Annotated in this window: 21 protein-coding genes; 12 read left to right on the top strand and 9 right to left on the bottom strand. The window is 37.0% G+C overall.

Features of this window, described 5'->3' with window-relative positions; all coding sequences use genetic code 11:
* Positions 1 to 25 precede the first annotated feature (25 nt).
* Complete coding sequence (locus tag ELS83_RS09335) at positions 26 to 1,561, top strand: carboxypeptidase regulatory-like domain-containing protein (RefSeq protein WP_171595289.1); 1,536 nt, start codon at positions 26 to 28, stop codon at positions 1,559 to 1,561.
* 112 nt (positions 1,562 to 1,673) lie between these two features.
* On the opposite strand, the gene rplS is transcribed toward ELS83_RS09335, so the two are convergent.
* The 3 genes from rplS to ELS83_RS09320 all read right to left on the bottom strand — a co-directional run bounded on the left by rplS (position 1,674) and on the right by ELS83_RS09320 (position 5,825).
* Positions 1,674 to 2,021: a 50S ribosomal protein L19 gene (gene rplS / locus ELS83_RS09330; RefSeq protein ID WP_171595288.1), complete on the bottom strand. Its 348-nt coding sequence runs from the start codon at positions 2,019 to 2,021 to the stop codon at positions 1,674 to 1,676.
* 214 nt (positions 2,022 to 2,235) lie between these two features.
* A complete protein-coding gene (locus ELS83_RS09325; protein WP_171595287.1) occupies positions 2,236 to 3,954 on the bottom strand; it encodes a dipeptidase in 1,719 nt (572 codons plus the stop codon).
* A gap of 143 nt (positions 3,955 to 4,097) precedes the next feature.
* Positions 4,098 to 5,825, bottom strand: a complete 1,728-nt coding sequence (locus ELS83_RS09320) for a M23 family metallopeptidase (protein ID WP_171595286.1) — start codon at positions 5,823 to 5,825, stop codon at positions 4,098 to 4,100.
* Positions 5,826 to 5,959: 134 nt separating this feature from the next.
* Here ELS83_RS09320 and ELS83_RS09315 point away from each other — a divergent pair, with 134 nt between their 5' ends.
* The 3 genes from ELS83_RS09315 to rny all read left to right on the top strand — a co-directional run bounded on the left by ELS83_RS09315 (position 5,960) and on the right by rny (position 8,265).
* Positions 5,960 to 6,256 (top strand): hypothetical protein, encoded by a 297-nt coding sequence (locus tag ELS83_RS09315; protein ID WP_171595284.1) that lies wholly within the window; start codon positions 5,960 to 5,962, stop codon positions 6,254 to 6,256.
* A 10-nt stretch (positions 6,257 to 6,266) separates the two neighbouring features.
* On the top strand, positions 6,267 to 6,557 hold the full coding sequence (locus ELS83_RS09310) for a cell division protein ZapA (RefSeq protein ID WP_171595283.1): 291 nt from the start codon (positions 6,267 to 6,269) through the stop codon (positions 6,555 to 6,557).
* A gap of 175 nt (positions 6,558 to 6,732) precedes the next feature.
* Complete coding sequence (gene rny, locus ELS83_RS09305; protein ID WP_171595281.1) at positions 6,733 to 8,265, top strand: ribonuclease Y; 1,533 nt, start codon at positions 6,733 to 6,735, stop codon at positions 8,263 to 8,265.
* A gap of 54 nt (positions 8,266 to 8,319) precedes the next feature.
* On the opposite strand, the gene ELS83_RS09300 is transcribed toward rny, so the two are convergent.
* Complete coding sequence (locus tag ELS83_RS09300) at positions 8,320 to 9,171, bottom strand: transglutaminase family protein (RefSeq protein WP_171595279.1); 852 nt, start codon at positions 9,169 to 9,171, stop codon at positions 8,320 to 8,322.
* Positions 9,172 to 9,263: 92 nt separating this feature from the next.
* Complete coding sequence (locus tag ELS83_RS09295) at positions 9,264 to 10,136, bottom strand: nucleoside phosphorylase (protein ID WP_171595277.1); 873 nt, start codon at positions 10,134 to 10,136, stop codon at positions 9,264 to 9,266.
* Between the two features lie 192 nt (positions 10,137 to 10,328).
* Between ELS83_RS09295 and ELS83_RS09290 the strand changes: the two genes are divergently transcribed.
* The 3 genes from ELS83_RS09290 to ELS83_RS09280 all read left to right on the top strand — a co-directional run bounded on the left by ELS83_RS09290 (position 10,329) and on the right by ELS83_RS09280 (position 14,475).
* Entirely contained in the window at positions 10,329 to 11,141 is an 813-nt protein-coding gene (locus tag ELS83_RS09290; RefSeq protein ID WP_171595276.1) for a prohibitin family protein, read from the top strand.
* Positions 11,142 to 11,385: 244 nt separating this feature from the next.
* Positions 11,386 to 13,818: a DUF5916 domain-containing protein gene (locus ELS83_RS09285; protein ID WP_171595275.1), complete on the top strand. Its 2,433-nt coding sequence runs from the start codon at positions 11,386 to 11,388 to the stop codon at positions 13,816 to 13,818.
* A gap of 195 nt (positions 13,819 to 14,013) precedes the next feature.
* Positions 14,014 to 14,475, top strand: a complete 462-nt coding sequence (locus ELS83_RS09280) for a DUF4293 domain-containing protein (protein ID WP_171595273.1) — start codon at positions 14,014 to 14,016, stop codon at positions 14,473 to 14,475.
* 63 nt (positions 14,476 to 14,538) lie between these two features.
* On the opposite strand, the gene ELS83_RS09275 is transcribed toward ELS83_RS09280, so the two are convergent.
* Positions 14,539 to 15,138 carry a flavin reductase family protein gene (locus ELS83_RS09275; RefSeq protein ID WP_171595272.1) on the bottom strand — a complete coding sequence of 200 codons (600 nt, stop codon included), beginning with the start codon at positions 15,136 to 15,138 and terminating at the stop codon, positions 14,539 to 14,541.
* Between the two features lie 140 nt (positions 15,139 to 15,278).
* Here ELS83_RS09275 and ELS83_RS09270 point away from each other — a divergent pair, with 140 nt between their 5' ends.
* Positions 15,279 to 15,569, top strand: a complete 291-nt coding sequence (locus ELS83_RS09270; protein ID WP_171595270.1) for a tetratricopeptide repeat protein — start codon at positions 15,279 to 15,281, stop codon at positions 15,567 to 15,569.
* Positions 15,570 to 15,693: 124 nt separating this feature from the next.
* Here ELS83_RS09270 and ELS83_RS09265 read toward each other — a convergent pair whose 3' ends face one another.
* The 3 genes from ELS83_RS09265 to ELS83_RS09255 form a co-directional block, all read right to left on the bottom strand.
* Entirely contained in the window at positions 15,694 to 16,833 is a 1,140-nt protein-coding gene (locus tag ELS83_RS09265) for an MBL fold metallo-hydrolase (protein WP_216616446.1), read from the bottom strand.
* Positions 16,834 to 16,847: 14 nt separating this feature from the next.
* Complete coding sequence (locus ELS83_RS09260) at positions 16,848 to 17,762, bottom strand: helix-turn-helix domain-containing protein (protein WP_171595269.1); 915 nt, start codon at positions 17,760 to 17,762, stop codon at positions 16,848 to 16,850.
* A 277-nt stretch (positions 17,763 to 18,039) separates the two neighbouring features.
* Complete coding sequence (locus ELS83_RS09255; RefSeq protein ID WP_171595268.1) at positions 18,040 to 18,543, bottom strand: nitrogen regulation protein NR(II); 504 nt, start codon at positions 18,541 to 18,543, stop codon at positions 18,040 to 18,042.
* A gap of 477 nt (positions 18,544 to 19,020) precedes the next feature.
* Between ELS83_RS09255 and ELS83_RS09250 the strand changes: the two genes are divergently transcribed.
* The 4 genes from ELS83_RS09250 to ELS83_RS09235 are packed head-to-tail and all read left to right on the top strand — an operon-like array spanning position 19,021 to position 23,557.
* Entirely contained in the window at positions 19,021 to 19,383 is a 363-nt protein-coding gene (locus ELS83_RS09250; protein ID WP_171595267.1) for a response regulator, read from the top strand.
* A gap of 7 nt (positions 19,384 to 19,390) precedes the next feature.
* The gene (locus ELS83_RS09245) at positions 19,391 to 20,581 is read left to right on the top strand and encodes a sugar transferase (protein ID WP_216616444.1); all 1,191 of its coding nucleotides are present in this window, start codon (positions 19,391 to 19,393) and stop codon (positions 20,579 to 20,581) included.
* 10 nt (positions 20,582 to 20,591) lie between these two features.
* Positions 20,592 to 21,335, top strand: coding sequence for a TolC family protein (locus ELS83_RS09240; protein ID WP_171595265.1), 744 nt, complete (start codon positions 20,592 to 20,594; stop codon positions 21,333 to 21,335).
* 56 nt (positions 21,336 to 21,391) lie between these two features.
* Positions 21,392 to 23,557, top strand: coding sequence for a GumC family protein (locus tag ELS83_RS09235; protein ID WP_171595264.1), 2,166 nt, complete (start codon positions 21,392 to 21,394; stop codon positions 23,555 to 23,557).
* The last annotated feature ends 3 nt before the right edge of the window (positions 23,558 to 23,560 follow it).

The raw sequence follows: 23,560 nt of genomic DNA, 5'->3' as shown, positions 1-23,560 counted from the left end.
GAAAAATTAAAATAGCTACCAGAATATGAGAAAATTCTACACACTCTTTGGACTGTTTCTACTTCTTGGATGGTCCATGCTTATAATATCGTGTAATGAAAGTACCGTGGAGCCTGATTTATATGGAACCATTAGTGGAACTGTAAAAGCTTCTGACAGTAACAATACACCTATGGAAGGTGTAACAATTACTACGAGCCCTGGAACAACTTCTGTAACAACCAATGCCGAAGGCCAATTTAGTATTGGGGAAGTTTTGGTTGGAGATTATTCAGTTACGGCCTCGAAAGAGGATTACTCTTCGCAAAACATTAGTATTACTGTTCGAGAAGGACAGGATGTTGTGATGGAATTTGTTTTGCAAGATGCTCCAATCGATAAAAAGATTCCTGATAATATTACCTATGTATCGCCTCTTGATGTTACCAGTGATGCAACAAAACTTCCTACCGAAGTTACGCTAACCTGGAACAATGGTGAAACAGAAAAAGGAGATACCCTTTATTTTGACGTGGTTTTATATGAAGGTGCTGCCGATACAGAAGGGGTAAAAGTGGCCACCAATATTTTGGATACCACTTATACTGTAAATGGCCTAAAATTCGAAACCACCTATTTGTGGAAAATTGTGGCCAGAAACAAACAATTAGATGAAGTCGAGGGGGATATCTGGAGATTTAATACCGAAGATTTTCCTATTAACGGCTACATTTTTGTAAAAGATTCGTTAAACTCAAGAGATGTTTACTCATGGGATTTGCAAGAGAATCACTTGGTTAGACTAACTGATGGAGGTGGGGATGAGCTCCACCCAAAGATTATGCCTGGAAGCCACTCACGCATTGCTTACTCTGCAATGGACAATGGTGTTTTTCATATCTACTCCATGGATTTAAAAGGCAAAGATGTTTTTAAAGTTACCAACGACAGACCTGTGGTTGGAAACCATAATGATGGTGGTGGATTTGTGTGGTCACCAACAGGCGATCAGTTAATGTATGGCTACTACAATGAATTAATTGTAATTAATAATGATGGTACCGGCTGGCAAAAAATTGCCAATTCACCGGTAAACAGAGAGTTTACTCAAATGGATTGGACCTACCAGTTCGACAATAGAAGTGAAGAAAAAATTGTTGCACTTGCCCAAGGCGATAAGCCATACGATAATGAAATTTATTTGATGGATCCTGATGGTGGTAATATGACTGTACTTGTTCCAAATTTGGAAGGAACCTTATCTAATCCTCAATTTTCATTTGGTGGCGATAAGGTGATTTTTTCTTTGGATTCGCTTTATGAAGATGACAGAGGCATTCAGAGAGATGCTAGAATTTATAGCATTAATATCGATGGAACAGGTTGGACCGATTTATCGGGAGATGATAAAACCGGGAATGATCTTCAAGCGAAATTTTCAGAGACAGGAGAGAAAATCATTTTCATGAATGTTTCTAATTCTGGTACCGAGAAAAAAACGATTTGGACCATGGATCCGGATGGAAGTAATAGAGAACAATTAATTTATAATGGGGAGATGCCAGATTGGTATAATCCGTGATAATAGTCCTGTTTAAATAATTATTGCATCTGGAATTATTCAGATGCTTTTTTTTTGCACAAAAAAAGCCTCCCAATTTGGAAGGCTTTTTATATTTCTTATTCGCAAGATTTTAGAATCTTCTTTCTTTGATTCTTGCTTTCTTACCTGTAAGTCCACGTAGATAGTAAATTCTAGCTCTTCTAACGCGACCTCTTTTGTTCACTTCAATTTTCTCGATGAATGGAGAAGAGAATGGAATGATTCTTTCCACACCTACGTTACCAGACATTTTTCTGATGGTGAAAGTTTTAGTAGATCCTGATCCTTTAATTTGGATAACAACACCTCTAAATACCTGAGTTCTTTCTTTGTTTCCCTCTTTAATTTTGTAAGAAACACTTACAGTATCACCTGCTTGAAAATCAGGAGTTTCAACACCTGTGTTGAAAGCCTCTTCTGCAACTTTAATTAAATCCATTATTTTAATGTATTAAGGTTCACGAGCGCAATGTAAACATATTTACCTATTACCATGCCAGAGATTACGCACGAATTCGCCGCAAAATTAATAAAAATATCTAAGCTAAAAAGCATTGAGCTCATTTTTTTATGCAATCCATAAAAAATATTCATACATAAGCTCTATAAAAAAAAGGAGCCCTAAAGCTCCTTTTTATTAGAATCATATTTTTTTAGTGAGATGCACCAGAAACTTTTAATTTGTCGCCAGTAGTTTTCACAATTGTTTCATAATACTCTTTGCTGTATCCTGGTTGCTTCATTTTAGGATTTTGCTTGTCACCATCTTTTTCCTTAATGTTACCATCCATGTATTTAGCGAATAAGTAGCCATAGAACTCTCTCCACTCGTTGGTAAGATTATCACCCTGGTTACAAGAGAAATCAGTTAAGAACTCAATTGCAGCAGCCTCGTCAGTTTTAAACATTCCCTCAGCAGCAAGGTCGATAATTTTAGTGAATGATAAATATTTCTTTTCAAGAGATTTTTGCTTCTTGGCAATTTCAGGGTGGATTGCATTATAGCGAGTATAAGCAAAATTAGTTACCTGGTTGAATACCCAAAATGCAGATTTGTTTGTGAAGTCCATCAATTTACCATTACCTACAGCAAACGACTTAGGAACTCTTGTGCTACCGCAATACATTGGGAAGTATACCGACGATGCAGCATCATCTACACCAAACCAGTTGATTCCACCAACTGCATCAGGTAACCAGTTTCTAGACTGTGCTACAAATGAGAAACCTGTTTGCTGAGTAGCAGTTGCACGTTCGTTACAATAAGTAACACCGTCAACTTTCCAGGTAAGTGGTCTCCAACGGTAAGGGTTGCCGTAAGGTCCAGCACCCATATCTTTAGCCATATCCAATTCTGTTCCTTCAAGGTGATTTCTCATGTGATCCATCAATTCCAAAACATCAACTTTTTCATCTGGCTTAATCCATAGAGGCATACGGTTAGTGGCATAACCTTTATCGTCGTGTTCAACTTTACCTTTACAGTAGTCGAAATATTTGTCCATTCCTTCTTTTACATCATTAAAGAAAGACCATACACGAATTTCACAGAATCTTGCAGCACCAAAATCAACTGGAGCATATGTATCAGAGAAGCTAAACTCTTTGTTCTTGCCATCTTTTGGATAGTAACCTTTTTCTTTTGCGAAAGAAATAACATCTTTTGCATATACATTAGTTACTTCAGGATTGAAGATTTTATCCATTTTATCAGAAGAAATAGAGTTCTTTCCTTCCAATGGGAAAGTGGTAATTCTTGCCTGGTTAGCATGACCACTAACATATCCGTCAGGAATCATTCTTGCCACCCAAACAGCACCTTTTTCGCCATTACCTTTTCCAATCATTTCAAGAATCCAGATCTCATTCTTATCAGAGATAGAAAATGATTCTCCAGAGCTATAGTAACCATGAGTTTCTACAAGTTCAGTCATCACCTTGATTGCTTCACGAGCATTTTTTGCGCGCTGAAGAGTCAGGTAAATCAAGCTACCGTAATCAATCAAAGCTCCTTCTTGTTTTCCTGTTCCAAGTTCAGATCTACCACCATAAGTAGTTTCTCCAATAGCCAATTGGAACTCATTCATGTTTCCAACTACAGAATATGTGTGAGGAACCTGAGGAATCTGACCTAAGTATTTTCCTGTATCCCATTCGTAAACATCAATCATTGTTCCTTCAGCCCAATCGGCAGCAGGACGGAAATAAAGCTCTCCGTAAAGTACATGCGAGTCGGCAGCGTAAGTAATCATGTTAGAACCATCAGTACTAGCTCCTCTTGTTACAAGGTAGTTAGTACATGCTTGTGAAGTTGTTGTCGAAAAGACAAAAATTGCCATTAAAAGTGAGGCAATTGCATAAATCTTCTTCATGTTTAAATATTTAAGTGAATTTAATTGCGTAAAATTTTCACGATTCCTACAAAAATAGGAAAAAAATATAAAGTTAAAGCTGATAAAAGTCTTTATCAGTAAAGGCTTTTAATTTAACGACTTAAGATGCTTTTTGAATTGACCTACCAGAAAAAACTGCTTTCAAACCTGGATTTATTGCCAAGTTTATCAAGCACTTCCAATTGCAGCTTATGCTTTCGGTTTGGTAACAATCTTTTTTTATCGAAAGTATAAAACAGGTGATTGTTCTTGGCATCAAACTCGAACAGAACCCATTTGCCATCAATCATTCCATTATAAGATTTTATTCCCGATAACTCATCCTTTATTGTGAATGATATTTTTTCACGTACCGAAAGATTTTTCAATTTAAAATTGGTTCTCGACTTAATGCTGGGTGCAATGGTATCCATTACCACCGCAAAATCGCCAAACACCCTGGTTTTTGATTTTACCCATCCATTAATATAAATTCCACCCACATTCGAAAATTTGCCATCTTTTTCGAGAGAAGCAATAAACAACTTGTTTTCATTTTTAATGCTTTTGTTCGGTTTTATTGCAAGAGTATAGTATCGATGTACTGGTGTTGTTTTTTGATGTATCGAATGAATATCGGACAATAGATTTGTGTCGGCTTTATGAGAATATTTGAATTTAATATCAGTGTAAAACGAGTTGGCCGGAAATTTTAATTCCACTGCATCAGCTTTAAATACATTTTCGCTCGTTGCCGATAGTAATTGATTGTAATCGGCTTGTTTAAATGCTTGAGTGTTCTCTTTCGATTGAGCATACACTCTTAGTTTAGCCAGGTTATTCTTTGTGTCTTTGGCCAGGAAATCAATTTTATATTTTGTGCCTGCTTTAAAATGGTAAATGCCATTATTGCTAAAGTAATTGTATACCGATAGCTTGTTGTTGGGTTCTTTAAAACACTTGTGAATTCTTCTCTTTTCAGTGATATTAAGAGCGTAATCCATGTGGGAATTAATGTAACGCGATTCATCAAACGAGAACTTGTTGAAAGTGTAGTTTGTAATCAAAGAATCGTTTACCAATACTTTCATATTATAAATGCCACACTTTCCCCATGTGTTGTCCAGGTAATCGTTTACCTGTAAGGCAAAGCCAATATTACCCGAAAGTACCACCTTAGGATCTCCTTTTAAGTGGAATGCATTGTTGTAGTAGGTAACTGGAAACTTCTGTCTTGTGTTTTTACCGTTTACGCTACTTAAGGAATCCATTGGGTAAGCATATAGGTTGAAAATTTTTGGTGGAGTCGTATCCTTAATTTTAAAACCAAAGTGAAGCGGGTTCAATGGATGTTCCGATTTTGTATCCCTAATCTCAAAATGAAGATGCGGTCCAGCCGAGGAACCTGTATTTCCGGATATGGCAATGATATCGCCTTTTTTCACGGGAAATCGATCTTTTTCCAAATTCAGATCAAATGCGAATGTTTTTTTGCTGTATTGGTGTGCTTTTACAAATTCATTTATTTCCTTGTTAAAACGGTTCAAATGCCCATATACCGAAGTAAATCCATTCGGGTGATCGATGTAAATGGCTTTCCCATAGCCTCCTGCCGAAACTTTAATTCTGCTTACATATCCATCGGCAATGGCGTATATTTTTTTACCTGTTGTAAATGTTCTGATATCAATGCCGGAATGAAAATGATTGTTCCTTAATTCAGCAAAGTTTCCCGATAGTGTGATGGTAAAATCAACGGGTGATCGAAAGTAATTTTTTGGATAATTTTTTTGCTGGGCAATCAGGTTGGTTGAATGGAAAAAAAACAGGATTGATAAAAAGGTGATTATGTTTGTTTTAAAATGCATCATTTTCATATTGTGTTACGCTGTATTGTTCGTCAAAACTACAAAAAAAGCTTTTTTTTCGGAAGCATGAACTAAAATACAAACCAATAAATTTGATAATCTTCTCAGCAATGTTAATTTTGTAAAAGAAAATTTTAATGATGGATCAGGAATCAAACGAAATAATAATAAGTTTAAGAAAACGCATAGACGAGCTTATTTCGTTGTACCAAAAATCCAAGGAGGAAAAAGAATCACTTATTCATGAGAAAATGGAGCTTATGGAGAAGGTGGAAAATCTTTCGAGGGAAAAAAGTGAACTTGAACATCATTACGATACATTGAAGCTTGCCAAAACATTATCTTCAAATAGTGAAGATTCTCATGAAGCTAAGCTTAAGATAAACCGAATTGTGCGGGAGATTGATAAATGTATTGCGCTTTTAAACAGATAAGAATTTGTTTATGGATAACAAACTTTCAATTAAAGTTAACGTTGCGGATAGAACCTATCCTTTAAATATTGATCGCAAACAGGAGGAAGTGATCAGAAAGGCCGCAAAAATGATTAATGAGAAGGTTTTGCAATACAAACAAAGATATAAAGATAAAGATACTCAGGACTTTCTTGCAATGGCTTCTTTGCAGTATGTAATTAAAGTTATTGAATTGGAAAATAAGGCAGATGTTGCACCAGTTTACAATGAGCTAAAAGCAATGGAACGCGAACTGAGTGAATTCTTGGAAAAAGAGTAAACAAACGTTCTTTAAAATAAAGTAAAGTAATAACCCGCATTATTTCTTGAACTTATAACTTGTTGGTAGTTAGGGATTATGGTCTTAATTCTGAGCTATTTGCTGAGATATTGGTTCGAGTGATGGTGCGGGTTATTTTTGTATATAAACTAGTATTGACTAAATATTCTATAATATGATTGAAACTATAATAGGAATTCTTGCCTTTGTTGTAGGTGGGATACTTGCATATTTTATATTGCAAAAAGCTCTAAAATCGAAGAGCGAAAAGATAATTCAAGAAGCTCAGACCGAGGCTGAAGTAATCAAAAAAGACAAGATACTACAGGCGAAGGAAAAGTTTTTTCAATTAAAGACCGAGCACGAAAAACAAATTAACTCTAAGAACAATAAGCTTTTAGCTGCTGAAAATAAAATCAAGCAAAAAGAGAATACTTTAAACCAAAGAATTGATGATTTCCAACGTAAAAAGAAGGAGACAGATGCGATTCGCGAGAACTTGAATCATCAGATCGATTTGGTTGATAAGAAATCGAAAGAGCTTGAGAAAGCGAAAAAGCAGCAAATTGAGCAGTTGGAAGAGATTTCAGGCTTATCAGCAGATGAAGCGAAAAACCAATTGATCGATTCATTGAAAGAGGAGGCTAAAACCGAAGCCATGTCTTATGTGAATGAGATTATGGAAGAGGCGAAGATGACTGCAAATATGGAAGCCAAAAAAGTGGTGGTAAAAACCATTCAGCGAGTGGCAACAGAAACGGCGATCGAAAATTCGGTAACCATTTTCCATATCGAGTCCGATGAAATTAAAGGTAGAATTATCGGTCGTGAGGGGCGTAATATTCGTGCTTTGGAAGCGGCTACAGGAATTGAGATTATTGTTGATGATACGCCGGAGGCTATCGTGCTTTCAGGATTCGATCCGGTTCGCAGAGAGATTGCCAGGCTGGCACTTCACCAATTGGTAACCGATGGACGTATTCACCCTGCAAGAATCGAAGAAGTGGTGAATAAGGTTCGCAAGCAGATTGAAGAAGAAATTATCGAAACTGGTAAACGTACAGCAATTGACTTGGGTATTCATGGTCTTCACCCTGAATTGATTCGTTTGGTAGGTAAAATGAAATACCGTTCGTCATACGGACAAAACTTATTGCAACACGCAAGAGAAACTGCAAACTTATGTGCTATAATGGCCACTGAGCTTGGTTTAAATGCGAAGCGTGCCAAGCGTGCAGGTCTGTTACACGATATAGGTAAGGTGCCGGATGATGAGCCAGAATTGCCACACGCAATTTTAGGGATGAAGCTGGCTGAGAAATATAAAGAGAAGCCAGATGTTTGCAACGCAATTGGAGCTCACCATGATGAAATCGAGATGACTTCTATGATTTCTCCAATTATCCAGGCTTGTGATGCCATTTCAGGTGCTCGTCCGGGAGCTCGTCGTGAAATTGTAGAGTCTTATATCAAGCGATTGAAAGATCTTGAAAACCTTGCTCTTTCGCATCCTGGTGTATTGAAGACTTATGCAATTCAGGCTGGTCGTGAGTTGAGAGTTATCGTTGGTAGTGAGAAGGTATCCGATAAGGAAGCTGAAACATTATCATTGGATATTGCACAAAAAATTCAGGATGAAATGACTTATCCTGGTCAGGTGAAGATTACAGTAATTCGCGAAACACGTGCAATTAATTACGCAAAATAGTAGAACAACTATATCGCAAAAGAAACCCGTTTCAATTCGAAACGGGTTTTTTATTTAAATTGATTTGTACAAATCTTTAAAGTTTGGGACATAAGTGGTAAGCTTCAGCTTTTTATACACACTGATATTGTGCTTTACCAATCTTTTTATCAAACTTGTATTCTCTGCGGCTTTATAGTATTTAGGCCGATTAACAATTTTCTTCGATTCTATTAAAAACTGCAGTTCTGCACGTCCGAAAACTTTACCTCTGTCTATCGGGTTGATGTAAAAAAGGACATCTTCCTTTTTGGACGATTCATCCACTTTATCCACATAGCACAACAGTACACTGTCGGTGAGGTGTATGCCATAAACAGGAATGCCTAATTCCTGCGCAATTCCAGCATAAATGATGGAGATAATTACATAGTTCCCCTGCTTTTGCGATAAAACGGTTCCAATGTCACTATCCCAGTTGGTGGGTTGATTAGGCGATAAAGCCTGGTAATTGTAAATGTTGTAGAAAAAATGATTTAGAATCTTGATTTTTTCTAATGCTGTTAATTGATTGTTTAACTCAAGCCACACATCCTTTTTAATCTTATCGATTACCTTCCGGATAGGTTCAGTAATCAGGTTGGGATTATAGCTTTTATTCACCAGAATGGCTCCTTCAATAAGGTTAGGAGATTCCGATTTACCCCAGTTTATCAGCTCCTTCTTTACGTGAGAGAACTGAATTTTGTTGATGACTTGCTCAAGTCGTTCCTGAAGTATTGTGTTTTTAGAATCCAGCCAGTAATCTTCGAGTTGAGGAATAATAGAAATTGGTAAGTTAGTCAACTCATTTTCGATTCTTTTATAGATCTCCGGCGTTGGATCGTCTAACAAAGATAATAGAGCGGTGAGTTTATTCTCATTCATAACTTAAGGTTTTGGCCCGACTAAATATAAGAAAACCCATAAGCAAAAGCAATCTTATGGGTTATTTCTTTGAAAATTAGGCCGAAACCAATTTAGCTAAGTCTGTCGAGAACGACCTGAATTAAGCTTTTTACGGTTGGCTTGTAATCCTTACTGGCATCTTTGGTAATTCGGTTGGCAATAATTGCACAAACCGCGGCAGCATTGTGTCCTAGCATTGCCGACAATCCAAAAATGGCAGAGCTTTCCATCTCGTAATTTGTAATTTTTTCACCTTTAAAATCGAATTCCTCAATTTTGTCGTTCAAGTCTGGATCAAGGGTTTGTAATCTTAAAACTCTGCCTTGTGGACCATAAAATCCGTTAGCAGAAATGGTTACGCCTTGAATCATATCGTCTCCATCAAGTTTATTAATCAGACTTTTCGAAGCAGGAACTACATAAGGAGAAGCCAATTTAGCATCCCATTTTACGAAATCTTTAAACGACTGTTCAAAATCAAGATCGGAAACATTATCGCGTTCAGCATAGAAATTAAGCATGCCGTCGAAGCCAATCGATTTGTTCGATAGCAAGAATGAGTCAACAGGAATATTGCCTTGAAGTGCTCCCGAAGTTCCGATTCTTACTAAATCAAGACTTTTGTGTTCTGCTTTTGGTGTTCTGGTTTCCAGGTCAATGTTTACCAGGGCATCCAGTTCGTTTACTACAATATCGATATTGTCTGTGCCAATTCCGGTAGAAAGAACAGAAAATCTTTTCCCTTTGTAAGTTCCGGTTGTAGTTACAAATTCACGATTCGAAATCGTGCATTCCACTTCATCAAAGAAGCTGGCAACTAATTCTACTCTTCCCGGATCTCCAACCAAAATAACCGTATCGGCCAAATGTTCGGGACGAAGGTGCAAGTGAAATACACTTCCGTCGGGATTGATAATTAGTTCTGATGATTTAATTTTTTCCATATTCAAAAAATTATTGATAGCAAGGAGCCGAAACTATAGAAAATTTTTCAATCTACAAACTAACAAAATATATTCTTTTACATTCGCGCTTTTATTAGCTTTAACAAATCATCAAATTCAAAAAAATCTAATATTATTGTGCTATATTTAAATAAAAATTGAATCATAAATAAAAATTATAAATACAAGATCATGAAGAAGCAACCCTATTTTTTAATTGTACTGGCATTTTTTGCTATTATCCTCATTTTATCGGGCTCGAGTATGTTTTTAACACTTCAGCCTGGTGAGCGTGGAGTGATTTTTAGAAAGTTCTCTGGTGGATTGGATAAAGAAAATGTATTCATGCCAGGTTTCCATATTATTGCTCCTTGGAACGACATGCATGTTTACGACGTGAGAGAGCAAAAAAGTGAAGAAACTATGGATGTTTTGGACAAGAATGGTTTGTCTGTGAATATTGATGTTTCGGTTCGTTTTAATCCGGTTTATAACAAAATTGGTTTCTTGCACGAAATTTTTGGTAAAGATTACATCAGCCAACTTGTAATTCCTGAAGTTCGTTCTTCGGTTCGACAAGTTGCGGGTAGATATACTGCCGAAGAAATTTATTCAACCAAGAGAAAAGAGGTAGAGGAGGCCATTATTACGGAAACCTCAGAGATTTTGAAGAGCAATAACATTCAAATGCGTGCGCTTTTGATTCGTTCGATTAACTTGCCTGAAAAAATTAAAGTTGCAATTGAAAGCAAACTACAGCAAGAGCAGGAAGCTTTGGCATATCAGTTTAAACTTGAAAAAGAAAAGAGTGAGGCTGAACGTAAAAGAATTGCTGCAGAAGGGGAAGCTAGAGCGAATAAGATTATCAACAGCAGTTTAACTCCAGCCCTATTGAAAATGCGTGGAATCGAGGCTACAATTAAGTTATCGGAATCTCCAAATTCGAAAGTGGTAGTGATTGGAAGTGGAAAAGATGGAATGCCATTGATTTTAGGAAATAATTAACAGTTTAGAAGAAATAACGAGAAGTTATTATCAATAATTTTGAGCCGTTCGCGTTTGCGAGCGGCTTTTTTGTGTTCACTATCGAACAGAGTAGTTCCGAAAGCGTTCAGTTTGTGTAAATCTTAAATTAAACAATTCTGCTGATTATCAAGTTGTAGGATTTCTTGGCATGTTGTATGATAAGGAAGGGACAGACAACCAAATTAATTACACCGATTAAAACTATTATTACCTAAAAACAACCATGAATAAATTGCCCGTACTAATCGTTCTGTTACTAATTATGGCATTGCCTGCATACACTGTAAATCTTGAAAAGAAGGAGATTCGCGCCATTCGTGTTGCGAATAAGCCGGTTATCGATGGAAAACTCGATGATCCGATCTGGAAAGGTGTGCCCATAGCAACGGATTTTATACAAAACGAACCAGACAATGGTAGTCCATCTAATTTTAAAACAGAAGTAAAATTTGTTTACACCGATGATGCTCTTGTGGTAGGAGTAATGATGTATGACCCCGATCCGAAAAATATTTTTAACAACCTAAGTAAAAGAGATGAGATGAATAACACCGATTTTGTGTTATTGCTGATTGATCCTTTTAACAATGGTTTGGATGCTTTCGAGTTTGCTGTAACTCCTGCCGGGGTGCAGTGGGATGCCAAAGTGGTAAACAATCGTGAAGATTCCAGTTGGGATGGAGTTTGGAGAAGTGCCACAGAAATTAATGGTGTTGGATGGAGCGCCGAATTCGAAATTCCTTATTCAGCTTTGAGATTCCCTAAAAAAGATGTTCAGGTATGGGGATTGAACGTAATTAGAAACGTTCAGAAAGTGCGTGAAAAAGTGACCTGGAATTTTATTGATAAAGAGGAAGATGGTTGGATCAACCAAAGTGGGGTTTTAAAAGGGATTGAAAATGTGAATCCACCGGTACGCCTATCGTTTACGCCTTACTTTTCGGTTTATATGGATAAATCTTCTGATGAATCGAAGTGGGAGGATAATTATCGTGGCGGTATGGATTTGAAATATGGTATCAACGAAAGTTATACCTTGGATATGATGTTGATTCCTGATTTTGGACAGGTACAGTCGGATGACGAGGTCTTGAACCTTTCGCCTTACGAAACCAAGTTTGACGAAAAAAGACAGTTCTTTACTGAAGCAACCGAGCTTTTTAACCGTGGTAATATTTTTTACTCGAGAAGAATTGGTGGAAGACCAATGAATAAATGGGCTGCCTACGATAATTTGGGAGATGATGAGATTGTGACGGAAAATCCGATTGAATCGAAAATTATAAATGCAACCAAAGTTTCGGGAAGAAATGCAAATGGTTTGGGGATTGGGGTGTTAAATGCCATGACAAAAAATACTTATGCCACCATTAAAGATACCATAAGCGGTGAAAGCAGAAAGGTGAAAACTCAGCCATTTACCAATTATAACATGTTTGTGATTGATAAAAGTTTAAAGAACGAATCGTATATCAGCTTTTTTAATACTAACAGATATGTTCCTGAGATTGATTATATGGCAAATGTAGCCGGAACGGAGTTTGTTTTCAAAAATGCTGAAAGATCGCATCGAATTATTGGTAAAGGGATTTTCTCCAAACGAATGATTGATGGTGAATCCGATCAGAATGGTCACTATCACCAGGTGGAGGTAGGAAAGATCAGTGGAAAATTTACCTGGGATTTCTTTCATCGAATGATTTCTGATGACTACAATCCGAATGATATGGGATTCTTGCATCGCAATAATCAAATCAATAACAATTTGAATTTTTTCTATTCAAATCATGAACCTAAAGGCAAGGTTTTAACCCGATTTGCAAATATCCGATTTCATCACGAAACCCGATATGAGCCAAAACGATATGCTCGATTCACCATATTCTATAATGCACGTGTAAAATTTAAAGATCATACGGCAATGGGGATGTATGGTAATATCAAACCAATCCACCATTACGATTACAATGAGCCAAGAGTTGCAGGAATGAAATTGAGAAAAGGATCATCGGCTTTTGGAGGTGCCTGGATATCGTCTGATTACAGGAAAGCATTCGCTATTGATGTAAGAGGTGACTTTGGGAAAAGCTTATCGAATGATGATTTAAAAACTTTTTCGCTTGAAATTGAGCCGCGTTACCGATTTAACGATCGATTTACCATGAACTACAAGTTGGAGTGGGATAGAGAACTGAATGAGTTGGGCTACGCAAGCAGTGAAGAAATAGATGATGTAACAACCAGGATTTATATTGGCGAGAGAAATACCTCTTATCTTGAAAATAGATTGAGTGCAAATTTCATTTTCAATAACAAGAGTTCCCTGTCGTTGCGCGCCAGACATTATTGGGCAAAAGCAGAATACGAAAACTTTTATACGCTAAAGAACGATGGTAGACTGGCTGGTTCTGATTACGATGAAAATCATGATATCAACTTTAACAGCTTTAACCTGGATATGGTGTACTCATGGAGATTTGCTCCGGGTAGTGAGTTGGCTGTAGTATGGAAAAATTCAATTTTTGATAGTGGCGATCAGGTAGCACATCGCTTTGTAAACAATTTAAAGAACACATTTGATGCGACTCAGTTTAATAGCTTGTCGCTGAAAGTAATTTATTATATCGACTATATGTCGTTAAAAAGAAATGGTTAATAACCTACTTAAATTTTGCGGCTTTAACTTACCGTAGAAGCTTATGATTTTAGTTTTGAGGAAGTTTTAGGGGAACTGCCTTAAAAACGATTGTAAGTGTGATTAGTTAGTGTTAAGTAATGATGGTTAAAAGCAGCAAATGAAAATTTGCTGCTTTTGTATTTAAATTTAAATTTGTACAAAAATTAATTTATCATGATACAAAGAGTTCAAACTTTATATTTATTAGGAAGCTTCATATTAATCGGGATCATGTTCTTTTTCCCATTGGCACAGCTTACCGATCCATCCGGACAAAATTATGAGTTTTTATACAGGGGAATTCCGGCGATTGCCGAAGGTGCACCAGCAGTTTTCATGGCTTACCCGGTGGCAATTTTATTAACGGTAATTGCCTTAATTAGTTTGATAACGATTTTTCTTTATAAGAAGAGAATGCTTCAAATTCGCTTAACCATTTTTAATATGGTGTGCATGTTGGGTGCAATGGGATTAATTTACTTCAGCATAAACAGTCAGACCAAAGAGTTGAACGCAATTGCTGATTACAGCATTATTAATGCTTTTCCATTGGTTGCCTTAATCCTAAGCTACCTTGCACTGAGAAGTATTGGTAAAGATGAAGCGATGATTCGTTCGATGGACAGAATTCGATAAGGTAAACAAGTAGATATAGAAATACCGGCCTTTTGAGCCGGTATTTTTTTTATGCAGAATGTGTTACTTTTTCTTCTTGCTTTTACTTGCCCTGGTTTTCTTTTTCATAACCGAATGACCAAATTGCCCGATTAGTTGTCCCAATTCAAAGTAATATCCGTGAGAGTAAGCAATAGGGCGGGCTTTGCTTAATAAAAACTTCCCGGTTTTTTCATTGATATACTTCTCATCGGCCTGAACATTTACCACTTCGGCAATAAACATATCGTGAGATCCCAACTCCACAATATTTTTCACCTTACATTCGATACTTAAAGGCGACTCTTCGATAATTGGAGCAGAAATTTCTCTCGAAGGAGCAGGGGTTAACTTCATTTCTTCGAATTTATTAAAATCCTTACCCGATTTTACCCCACACCAATCGGTAGCATATGCCAAATCTTTAGTGGTAAGGTTAATTACAAATTCGCCCGAGTTTTTAATGATGTCGTAGGAATGTCTGTTTTTTCGAACCGAGATGTAACACATGGCAGGATCGCTGCAAATTGTTCCGGTCCAGGCAATGGTGATGATATTGTAATCTTCAGGTTTTGATCCGCAGCTAACCATAACAGCTGGAATAGGATAAACCATGGTTCCGGGTCTCCAATGTTGTTTTGCCATTCTTGTAGGTAATTAGATGAATTTTGAAATGTATGCTACAAACTTACGAAAACACGCATAAAACTGGATTAAAAATCGTGCAATTTGCTTACATTTGCCCATAATACTTGAAGATTTAATCCATTGTGAAAAGCAAAAGAATGAGCACTGAAGTTGAAAGATTAATGACAGAGGCTGCCGAACTGGCTAAAAATGATAAGTCAGAAGCTGCCATCGAAAAATATAAAGCTGTAATTGTGATCGATAAAAAAAATATCGAAGCCCAGTTTCAAATTGGTGAACTGTATCACAAAATTGGAAATCTCCCAGACGCTTTAAGTGCTTATTTGCATACTACGGATATTGATCCGGAACACAAAAAGGCCAATGTGAAAATTGAGATGATTAAATCTATTATGGATTTCTTTAACCCTGATCTTTACAATCCGTAGGGATGCCCCTAAAACAAACGGAACTTGGAATTCAAATTTAGGCTATGCTTTCCAGGTTTGTCAAAAAGAACACGAGCCTGCCAATAGAATATCGACAAGCCCGTACAAATTATAAAATCAAAGTTTATTTAGCTGCTAGTTCTTTCCACCATTGTTTTGTTGTGGTTTGAACTTTGCCAGAAAGTGCAATGCTTTCTCCAATTCGTGGTGTTAAGATATCCACCTTAAGTTCTTTGGCTTTGGCCGAAAAACGCTCAACCGGCTCAGTCCATGCATGATTGGCAAGTCGGAATGATCCCCAATGAATTGGTATAATTTTTTCAGCTTTTACATCCAAGCCTGCTTGTACCGATTCTTCGGGCATCATATGCACATCGGCCCAGAGTTTATTGTATTGTCCACATTCCATTAGGCCAATATCGAATGGACCGTATTTTTCTCCAATTTCTTTGAAATGTTCACCATATCCGCCATCGCCACTAAAGTAGATGCTTGTAGCATTGCCTTTTAATACCCATGAACCCCAAAGTGTTGTTGACTGATCGGCAAAACCTCGGCCTGACATGTGTCGCGAAGGGGTGAATGCGAATTCGATTCCTTTGTACGAAGCTTCTTCCCACCAATTGAATTCAGTGATTTTGTTTTCTTCCACATCCCACGATCGCAAATGGTTTCCTACGCCAAGGGGTACGAAAAAACGATCGGTTTTGTCTTTTAGGTTTACAATACTGAAATAATCTAAATGATCGTAATGATCGTGAGAAATAAACACCGCATCGATATGTGGAATATCAATCAGATCAATAGGCATTTGCTTGTTGTATTTTTTTCTTCCAAAAAAGGAGTGAGGTCCTGTTTTTTCGCTAAATACAGGATCTAACAGAATGGTTTTACCTTCCAGTTTAATCAGGAAAGAGGAATGGCCCAACCAAATAACTTCGCTTATCGAATCGGCTTTTGCAAGCAGGATATCCGAGCTTAATTCTATAACATCAATATTCGATTTTGGATTTACATTAGGATCGGGACTCAACATTTCGCGAAACATTTTCGAAAAAGAGCGAAAACTCATTTCCATCTCAATTTTTTCGCGATTCACAAATTTTCCATCTTTATAATTTGGTAGCAAAGCATAAGCCTTTTTTTGTGTTGCATTGGCCCTGCGTCCAAATTCCGGACTCAGGTAAATGAACAGAACGCCAATCAGGCAAATGCTTAATAATATAATTCCTACTCCAATTCCCATCTTTTTCAATCTTCTCATTATTTTGTGTAAGCTTAATTCATGTTTCGGTATTCCACCGGCGAAACTCCGGTTTTCGATTTAAATATTTTACTAAAATATTGTGGATATTCGAAGCCCAGCTGAGTGGCAATTTCGCTAACCGAATTGGTGGTGCTGAGCAGCTTTGTTTTAGCCTTCTCAATTAGCCTGTAATGGATGTGTTCCTGAACACTGCGCCCGCTTTCCTTTTTAATCAAATCGCTCAGGTAATTGGGCGAAAAGTGAAGCTGTTCGGCACAGTATTTTACAGTCGGGATTCCCGATAATTCTGCCTTGTCGGTATTAAAATAATCCTTAAGCAAACTTTCTAGCTGGCTCAGAACATCCTTATTGTGCGAACTCCTGGTAATAAACTGTCGTCCGTAGTAACGGTTACAGTAGTTCAGGAATAATTCCAGACTCGACAGAATTAAATCATTACTGTAATTGTCCAGGTTAATGCTGTATTCGTCCTGTATACGATTTAATAATTCGAACAAATTTGTCTTTTCCTGGTCGGAGAGGTGAAGTGCCTCGTTTACCTCGTAGGAGAAAAAAGTATAGTCGTGTATTTTTTTTGCCAATGGACTTTTCCGAATTAGATCTGGATGAAAGAACAAACCCCATCCGCTGTACTCTTCACCATCATCTACTTCGCTACTATCTTTGGTAATTACCTGATCGGGAGCCATACAAAACAGCGTGCCTTCCTGGTAGTCGTAGGTTTCACGTCCATAGCGCATATGACCACATGCTGCTCCTTTCATCATCACCGAATAAAATGAGCTAACCACCTTTACACTTTCTTCCAATTGAATGGGTTTTACTTTCGAAAAATCAATCACTGTAATAAGCGGATGTTTTGGTTTCTCGTAAGACATGATTTCGTGAAGCTCCGATATGGTTTTTATATATACAATATCACTCATTTTCTGTTTTTTTGAATCTACACAAGGTAATAAGAAAAATTCACCACCAAAAAGCAATTCCTACGAGCAGATCGATGGTGAATTCAACCCACTACAAAAATGTGCTAATTTTTGTAAGTTCAAAGATAAAACAGGTATTGGGAAAACGCTTATACGAATTACTGAGGCTTGTATACGAATTACTGATTGTAAGTAATTGATTTAGGCCATGCACAAAAAAAAGAGAAATCTTTTGCTGATTTCTCTTCATTCCAAACTTTGATGATTCCAATGTTTTTTAAATGATTCCTTTCAAGTTTTTCTCTGCTATTTGTGCTTGTTTTAAAGCAGTGATGTCTTCAATAATTGCAACAATGTAGTTCTCTTTTTGGTATTTAAATAACCTTGTGGAAAACTGCAGGTGCTTGTCTTCCTTGTTGCCATCAAAATCGATGAAAGATTTCATTAAATGTGCATTGTAGATTGGCTTGTTCTCCACATAAGAATAAAGAGCCGAAACCCTTAATTCGCATGTGTTACATTTAGAAGTGCTACCGCAAGGAGTACCTTCTTCTATTTGATAGGCACATCCAAGTACTTCTCCGCATTTGCGATACAATAGCTCTTCATTTTTTTTATTGGAAAAAATAGTAGTTAATGGGTCATTAAATGCTCTAAGCCTAAGTTCATTGTCCAATAGCATTACACAGGAACTTATATTGTTCAAAATGATATTTAAAAAGTCGCTCGAACCGCTTAAAACACTAAATCTTTCATTCGTGTGTGTTAATTTGGTATTCATCTCAATTTGATCAAGTTAAATTATTGGAAATGCTTAAAGTACAATACAAGTTACATTAATTTACTGAACATGACAAAAATATTATTGTATAACTATTTGTACGTTTTGCTTTAGATTCACTTTCAGGTTTATGATTAGTTCTTGGCATGGGAGGAAATGTTACGCTTTAATAAGCTTTTATTAGGATGTTTCTGTCTTAGTGGTTGTATGCTAACTAATTATGCTATTCGCGTGTAGTGTAAGGCAATTTTCTGGCAGAAAGAAAATCAGATCCATATAGTTTGTCTTCTTGTTTAAAATGATTCTTAATATTCTATTGTTTCATAGGAAATATGCATTCTGTAGGGGAAAAAGGAAACAAAATCAGCAAGGCTGCGTAAATCGGTACTGATGGTTTACACTTTTAGTGTGAATGCCCAAAAACTATACTATTTAAATTGACTATTGCTCTGTGACAGGAGCGCATTAAATTTACTTATGAAGAAAATATTAGTTGTAGACGACAAGCCTTCGATGAGCCAACTGATGGTTCGATTTTTACAAACCTCTTTCGAAGTGACCACCAAGGAAGACGGTTTACAAGCAATTTCATGGTTGCAGTCGGGTAATATTCCTGATATTATTTTAACAGACCTACAGATGCCAAATATGGATGGTATCGAATTAATCAAACGTATTAAGGAGAGCGGATATTTTAATGATGTCCCAATTATTGTACTTAGCAGTCAGGAGAGCAGCAATGTTCGTGTAGAGTGTTTAAAGCTAGGGGCAGAAGATTATATCATGAAGCCCTTTAATCCTGAAGAGTTAATGATAAGAATTGAACGTTTGATTAAATAAAAGCATCATGAATACTGCAAACAGACAAATGAAACTGATGTACATTGGGTCTGACGAAGCTGTTCTGTCTGGTTTTAAAGAACTAAACAGTAGAGTTAAGCTGGTACATCATAACAATCCATTGCAAGCTTCGGAGTGGATAGAGAAAAATGAAAAGATTGATGGCGTAATTAGTGAATTCGATTTGCCGGGTAGAAATGGATTGGACTTTCATACTGTGTTTGTTGAAAAGTATGATGCAAAAATGTCTACACCATACCTATTGCTGGTTGGGGAGAAAACTCCCGAAATTATCAAGCAAGCCATCGAGCAAAAAATTAGTGATGTTTACGCCAAACCCGTTCAGGCGGAAACCCTTTCGAATCGTATCAATTTCCTTAAGGTTTTACAGGTTCATATGAAATTTAATAAACCTCAGGAAGAAAACAATGTAAAGATTTATACAACACCATTCTTCAAAAGAACTTTTGATATTGTTTTTGCAAGTCTTGCATTAATTGCATTATCGCCATTATTGCTGGCATTTGTTGCCGCAATTCGATTGGAATCGAAAGGGAAAGTATATTACATATCGAAGCGTGTTGGTACAGGTTACAGAATCTTTAATTTCCTGAAATTAAGATCGATGTATCCAGATGCTGATAAGCGTTTGAAAGAATTGGAACACCTGAACCAATACAAATCGGAAGAGACCGAAGAAGAGCTTGCCGAAGTGATGCAGGAAGATGTGGTGAGTGAAGGATCGACAATTCTGTTTGGTGATGAAGAAGAGGTTGAGGAGGTGACTCACATTCAACGTCAGAAACAAAAGCAGGACAAAGCCTTCGTGAAATTTGAGAACGATCCTAGAATCACAAAAGTTGGACATATTATCAGAAAATTAAGTATTGATGAATTGCCACAGCTTATTAATGTAATTCGCGGAGATATGTCGATTGTAGGAAACAGGCCATTGCCACTTTATGAGGCCGAAATGCTTACAACAGACGAATGGACAGATCGATTTAATGGTCCTGCAGGTATTACGGGTTTATGGCAAGTCGAGGCGCGTGGTAAAACTTCAAAAATGTCGCCAGAAGAAAGAAAAGGTCTCGACAATAAATATGTTGAAATTGCCAATAGTAAATATTCATTCTGGAAGGATATGTGGATCATATTAAGAACAATTCCAGCGGTATTCCAGAAAGAGAACGTATAAATTATTGCATATGCACTTTAAAAAACTCCTACTTGTTGTAAGCTGTATTTTTTTCAGCTATTCATATCTCTTTGCTCAAAATAACCAGGTAGTTATAGAAAAGGTAATGGCTGGTGAATTAATTTCGGACTTGCTGCTTCCATTGGGTAAAATGCAGCAAATGGCCATTGAAAATTCTCCTTTGCTGAAATATCACAATTCGCAAGTGTTGATTAGTCAATTGAGAATTAAGGCAGAGCGTCGCGACTGGATGAATACCCTGGATTTTGAAGCGAGTGCCAGGTATGGTTTATTCGATAACCTGCTGATTACAGAGGATCTGAATACAGAATCATCAACATCTACCACTGAGCAAACGAGATACAGCGTAGGAGTATCCTTAAAAATTCCATTGAGCAAGATTATTGATAGAACCAACCTTAAGCAGGCCAAAGCTGAATTCGACAAATACCGATATCAGCAACTGAGTAGTGAGCGTGAATTGAGGCAATTGGTTGTTGTGCAGTACAATAATGTGCTAATGTGTTACAAGAGTGTTGAGGTGCGAAATAAGGCATTTGGGGTTTTAAATATTCACTTGAATAGTGTGGAAAAAGACTATGTAAGTGGCAAAATAGATATTGCCGAATTCTCCCGCGTACACGACATTAATATGAATGCTGAACTGGAATTGGAACGTGCAAAAATTGAACTGATATCATCGATACAGGTTTTAAACGAAATTGTTGGAAAACCGGTAACTCTTAAAAATTAAGCGATTTGAATATAATCTTCTTCATACGACTCTTGCAAAAACACATTTTGGTGTTAATGATAACTCCCATTATTATGGTGAGTTTGGTTTTTATATTGACCAAAGATCAACCTAAAATGTATGATTCGAGTACCAGAATTTATACTGGTATTGCCACTGGGTCATCAATTGTATCGCTTGAAGAATCGAAATTGGATCTTTTCGGAACACGTATTGCCTTCGATAATTTTATCAACCTGATCCGTACAAAAACAACCATAGAAGAAGTTGCACTACGCCTATTTACCAAGCACATGCTGCTAGATGGACCTAAATCTGATATCATCCTCAAAAAACATTACGATGAGTTAATGGAAATGGTGCCTGCAGAGGTGAAGGCCTTAATCGTTAAAAACGATCCTGAACAGACTTATCTGAATTTTGTAGCCTACAAAGATACCAACCACACCAATTTTATTTATGAGCTGATACACTTGGATCACAGGCATTACAGTAGCAAAAGAATTCTAGCCGAGATTAAAGTTTCCCGTATTCAATCGAGTGATATGGTGAAAATTTCCTACAATTCAGACGATCCAGGCATTTGTGCAAATACTCTGGAATTAATCAACGAAGTGTTTGTTAGAATTTATTCTGATATCAAGGTGAATCAATCCGACGCGGTAGTGAGTTATTTCCAGAAAGAGATTGAAAATGCCGAAGCCGATTTAAATGTTGCGGAAGAGGAACTGGTAGAGTTCAACAAAGCTCATAATATTATCAACTATTACGAGCAAACCAGGCATATCGCTTCTGAGAAAGAGCATTTTGATCTGAGCTATACCGAAATTCAAATGAAGAACACCGCAGAAGCTTCGGTACTCGATCTGCTTGAAAGTAAAATGACAGCCAACGAAAAAAGAAGAATCACCAGTAGTGAAATGTTGGATGTAAGAAAAAAACTCTCGGATATCAACCATGAGTTATGGCTAAAAACCAATAGAAGCTTACTCAATTATGAGAAGAGCGATGAGGATTCTGTAGGGATTCTGTCACTGAAAAAAGAGGCCGAATACATCGAAGGCCAATTGAGAGAACTTCTCGATAAACAATACGAAATTAATAACAGTAAAGAAGGCGTTTCCGGTCATTCTTTGTTGAACAGATGGCTCGAAAAAATCATTGCTTTCGAATCTTCAAAAGCCCAGTTAGAGGTGGGAGACCAAATTAAAAAAGAATTTGAAGAACTGTTTGAATATTACGCTCCTTTGGGTGCCACTATGAAGAGGCTTGAAAGAAAAATTAATGTAGCAGAACAAAAGTACTTGTCTTTACTGGAAAGCTTGAACAAGGCCAAATTAAAACAACAAAATATTGAATTAAACTCTAATTTAAAGATTGTTTCACCGCCATTTCATCCTATCGAAGCAAGAGCCAGTAAGAGAAAATTTCTCCTGATTATTGCCTTTATGATTGGCTTCGTGATTCCTACCTTTATTATTCTTGTACTGGAATTTCTTGATGCAGGGATCAAAACCATTGCTCGTGCAGAAGATTGCATTGGTAAAAAGGTATTGGCAATGTTCCCAAATTTAGCGGTGAAAAATAAACGTTTAAAATTAGATGACATTAAAAATAAAACCCTCGATGTACTCACACGGAAGTTATTGCTTATGAAACCTTCCGTTGCTGGCGAAAATAAAGCACTGCAAATACTGGTGTTTAGCAACCAGGCAGGCGAGGGGAAATCATTTGTTTTTAGCAAGATTGCCGAAAAACTTCACAACATTGGTTTAAAAATCCAATATGTATCGCACAATCAAACCGATGAACCTGCCGATTATGAACGCAGTTGTTACGAATTCACGCCCAATTTCCACAGGGTGAAAGGAGTTCAGGAATTGGGCGAAAACGTAAAAGGCAAAGAGGATTTTGATTACACCTTTGTTGAAATTCCAGGCATCTTAAACAATTCATATCCTGTGCATCTTGTGAGAGAATCGGATTACTCGATGTTAGTGGTAAGAGCCAACAGGGCATGGGCAAAGGCAGATCGCAATTCGTTCGAAGATTTCTTATCGGTAGCAGGCGATGATGATTCGGTACAAGTTGTTCTTAATGGTGTGCAAATTAATGAAATGGAAACCATTTTAGGCGATTTGCCAAAAGAGCGTACCAAGTTTAGAAAAGGAATTAAAAATGCACTTCGATTAAGGTTCTTTACCAAAACGAAATTCTCTTAAACC

This window comes from Marinifilum caeruleilacunae, from assembly GCF_013141825.1.
GTDB lineage: Bacteria > Bacteroidota > Bacteroidia > Bacteroidales > Marinifilaceae > Marinifilum > Marinifilum caeruleilacunae.
The sequence above is the reverse complement of the archived record's forward strand: the minus strand, read 5'-3'. Positions and strand labels throughout refer to the sequence as shown.

What these genes read in the sequence shown, in the direction of transcription:
- ELS83_RS09290 (WP_171595276.1), top strand. Translation starts at nt 10,329, where the DNA reads ATGAAGAAGCAACCCTATTTTTTAATTGTACTGGCATTTTTTGCTATT.
- ELS83_RS09250 (WP_171595267.1), top strand. Translation starts at nt 19,021, where the DNA reads ATGAAGAAAATATTAGTTGTAGACGACAAGCCTTCGATGAGCCAACTG.
- ELS83_RS09295 (WP_171595277.1), bottom strand. Translation starts at nt 10,136, where the DNA reads ATGGAAAAAATTAAATCATCAGAACTAATTATCAATCCCGACGGAAGT.
- ELS83_RS09270 (WP_171595270.1), top strand. Translation starts at nt 15,279, where the DNA reads ATGAGCACTGAAGTTGAAAGATTAATGACAGAGGCTGCCGAACTGGCT.
- ELS83_RS09320 (WP_171595286.1), bottom strand. Translation starts at nt 5,825, where the DNA reads ATGATGCATTTTAAAACAAACATAATCACCTTTTTATCAATCCTGTTT.
- ELS83_RS09325 (WP_171595287.1), bottom strand. Translation starts at nt 3,954, where the DNA reads ATGAAGAAGATTTATGCAATTGCCTCACTTTTAATGGCAATTTTTGTC.
- ELS83_RS09275 (WP_171595272.1), bottom strand. Translation starts at nt 15,138, where the DNA reads ATGGCAAAACAACATTGGAGACCCGGAACCATGGTTTATCCTATTCCA.
- ELS83_RS09315 (WP_171595284.1), top strand. Translation starts at nt 5,960, where the DNA reads ATGATGGATCAGGAATCAAACGAAATAATAATAAGTTTAAGAAAACGC.
- ELS83_RS09300 (WP_171595279.1), bottom strand. Translation starts at nt 9,171, where the DNA reads ATGAATGAGAATAAACTCACCGCTCTATTATCTTTGTTAGACGATCCA.
- ELS83_RS09260 (WP_171595269.1), bottom strand. Translation starts at nt 17,762, where the DNA reads ATGAGTGATATTGTATATATAAAAACCATATCGGAGCTTCACGAAATC.
- ELS83_RS09335 (WP_171595289.1), top strand. Translation starts at nt 26, where the DNA reads ATGAGAAAATTCTACACACTCTTTGGACTGTTTCTACTTCTTGGATGG.
- ELS83_RS09245 (WP_216616444.1), top strand. Translation starts at nt 19,391, where the DNA reads ATGAATACTGCAAACAGACAAATGAAACTGATGTACATTGGGTCTGAC.
- ELS83_RS09310 (WP_171595283.1), top strand. Translation starts at nt 6,267, where the DNA reads ATGGATAACAAACTTTCAATTAAAGTTAACGTTGCGGATAGAACCTAT.
- rplS (WP_171595288.1), bottom strand. Translation starts at nt 2,021, where the DNA reads ATGGATTTAATTAAAGTTGCAGAAGAGGCTTTCAACACAGGTGTTGAA.
- ELS83_RS09235 (WP_171595264.1), top strand. Translation starts at nt 21,392, where the DNA reads ATGATAACTCCCATTATTATGGTGAGTTTGGTTTTTATATTGACCAAA.
- ELS83_RS09280 (WP_171595273.1), top strand. Translation starts at nt 14,014, where the DNA reads ATGATACAAAGAGTTCAAACTTTATATTTATTAGGAAGCTTCATATTA.
- ELS83_RS09255 (WP_171595268.1), bottom strand. Translation starts at nt 18,543, where the DNA reads ATGAATACCAAATTAACACACACGAATGAAAGATTTAGTGTTTTAAGC.
- ELS83_RS09240 (WP_171595265.1), top strand. Translation starts at nt 20,592, where the DNA reads ATGCACTTTAAAAAACTCCTACTTGTTGTAAGCTGTATTTTTTTCAGC.
- rny (WP_171595281.1), top strand. Translation starts at nt 6,733, where the DNA reads ATGATTGAAACTATAATAGGAATTCTTGCCTTTGTTGTAGGTGGGATA.
- ELS83_RS09265 (WP_216616446.1), bottom strand. Translation starts at nt 16,833, where the DNA reads ATGAGAAGATTGAAAAAGATGGGAATTGGAGTAGGAATTATATTATTA.
- ELS83_RS09285 (WP_171595275.1), top strand. Translation starts at nt 11,386, where the DNA reads ATGAATAAATTGCCCGTACTAATCGTTCTGTTACTAATTATGGCATTG.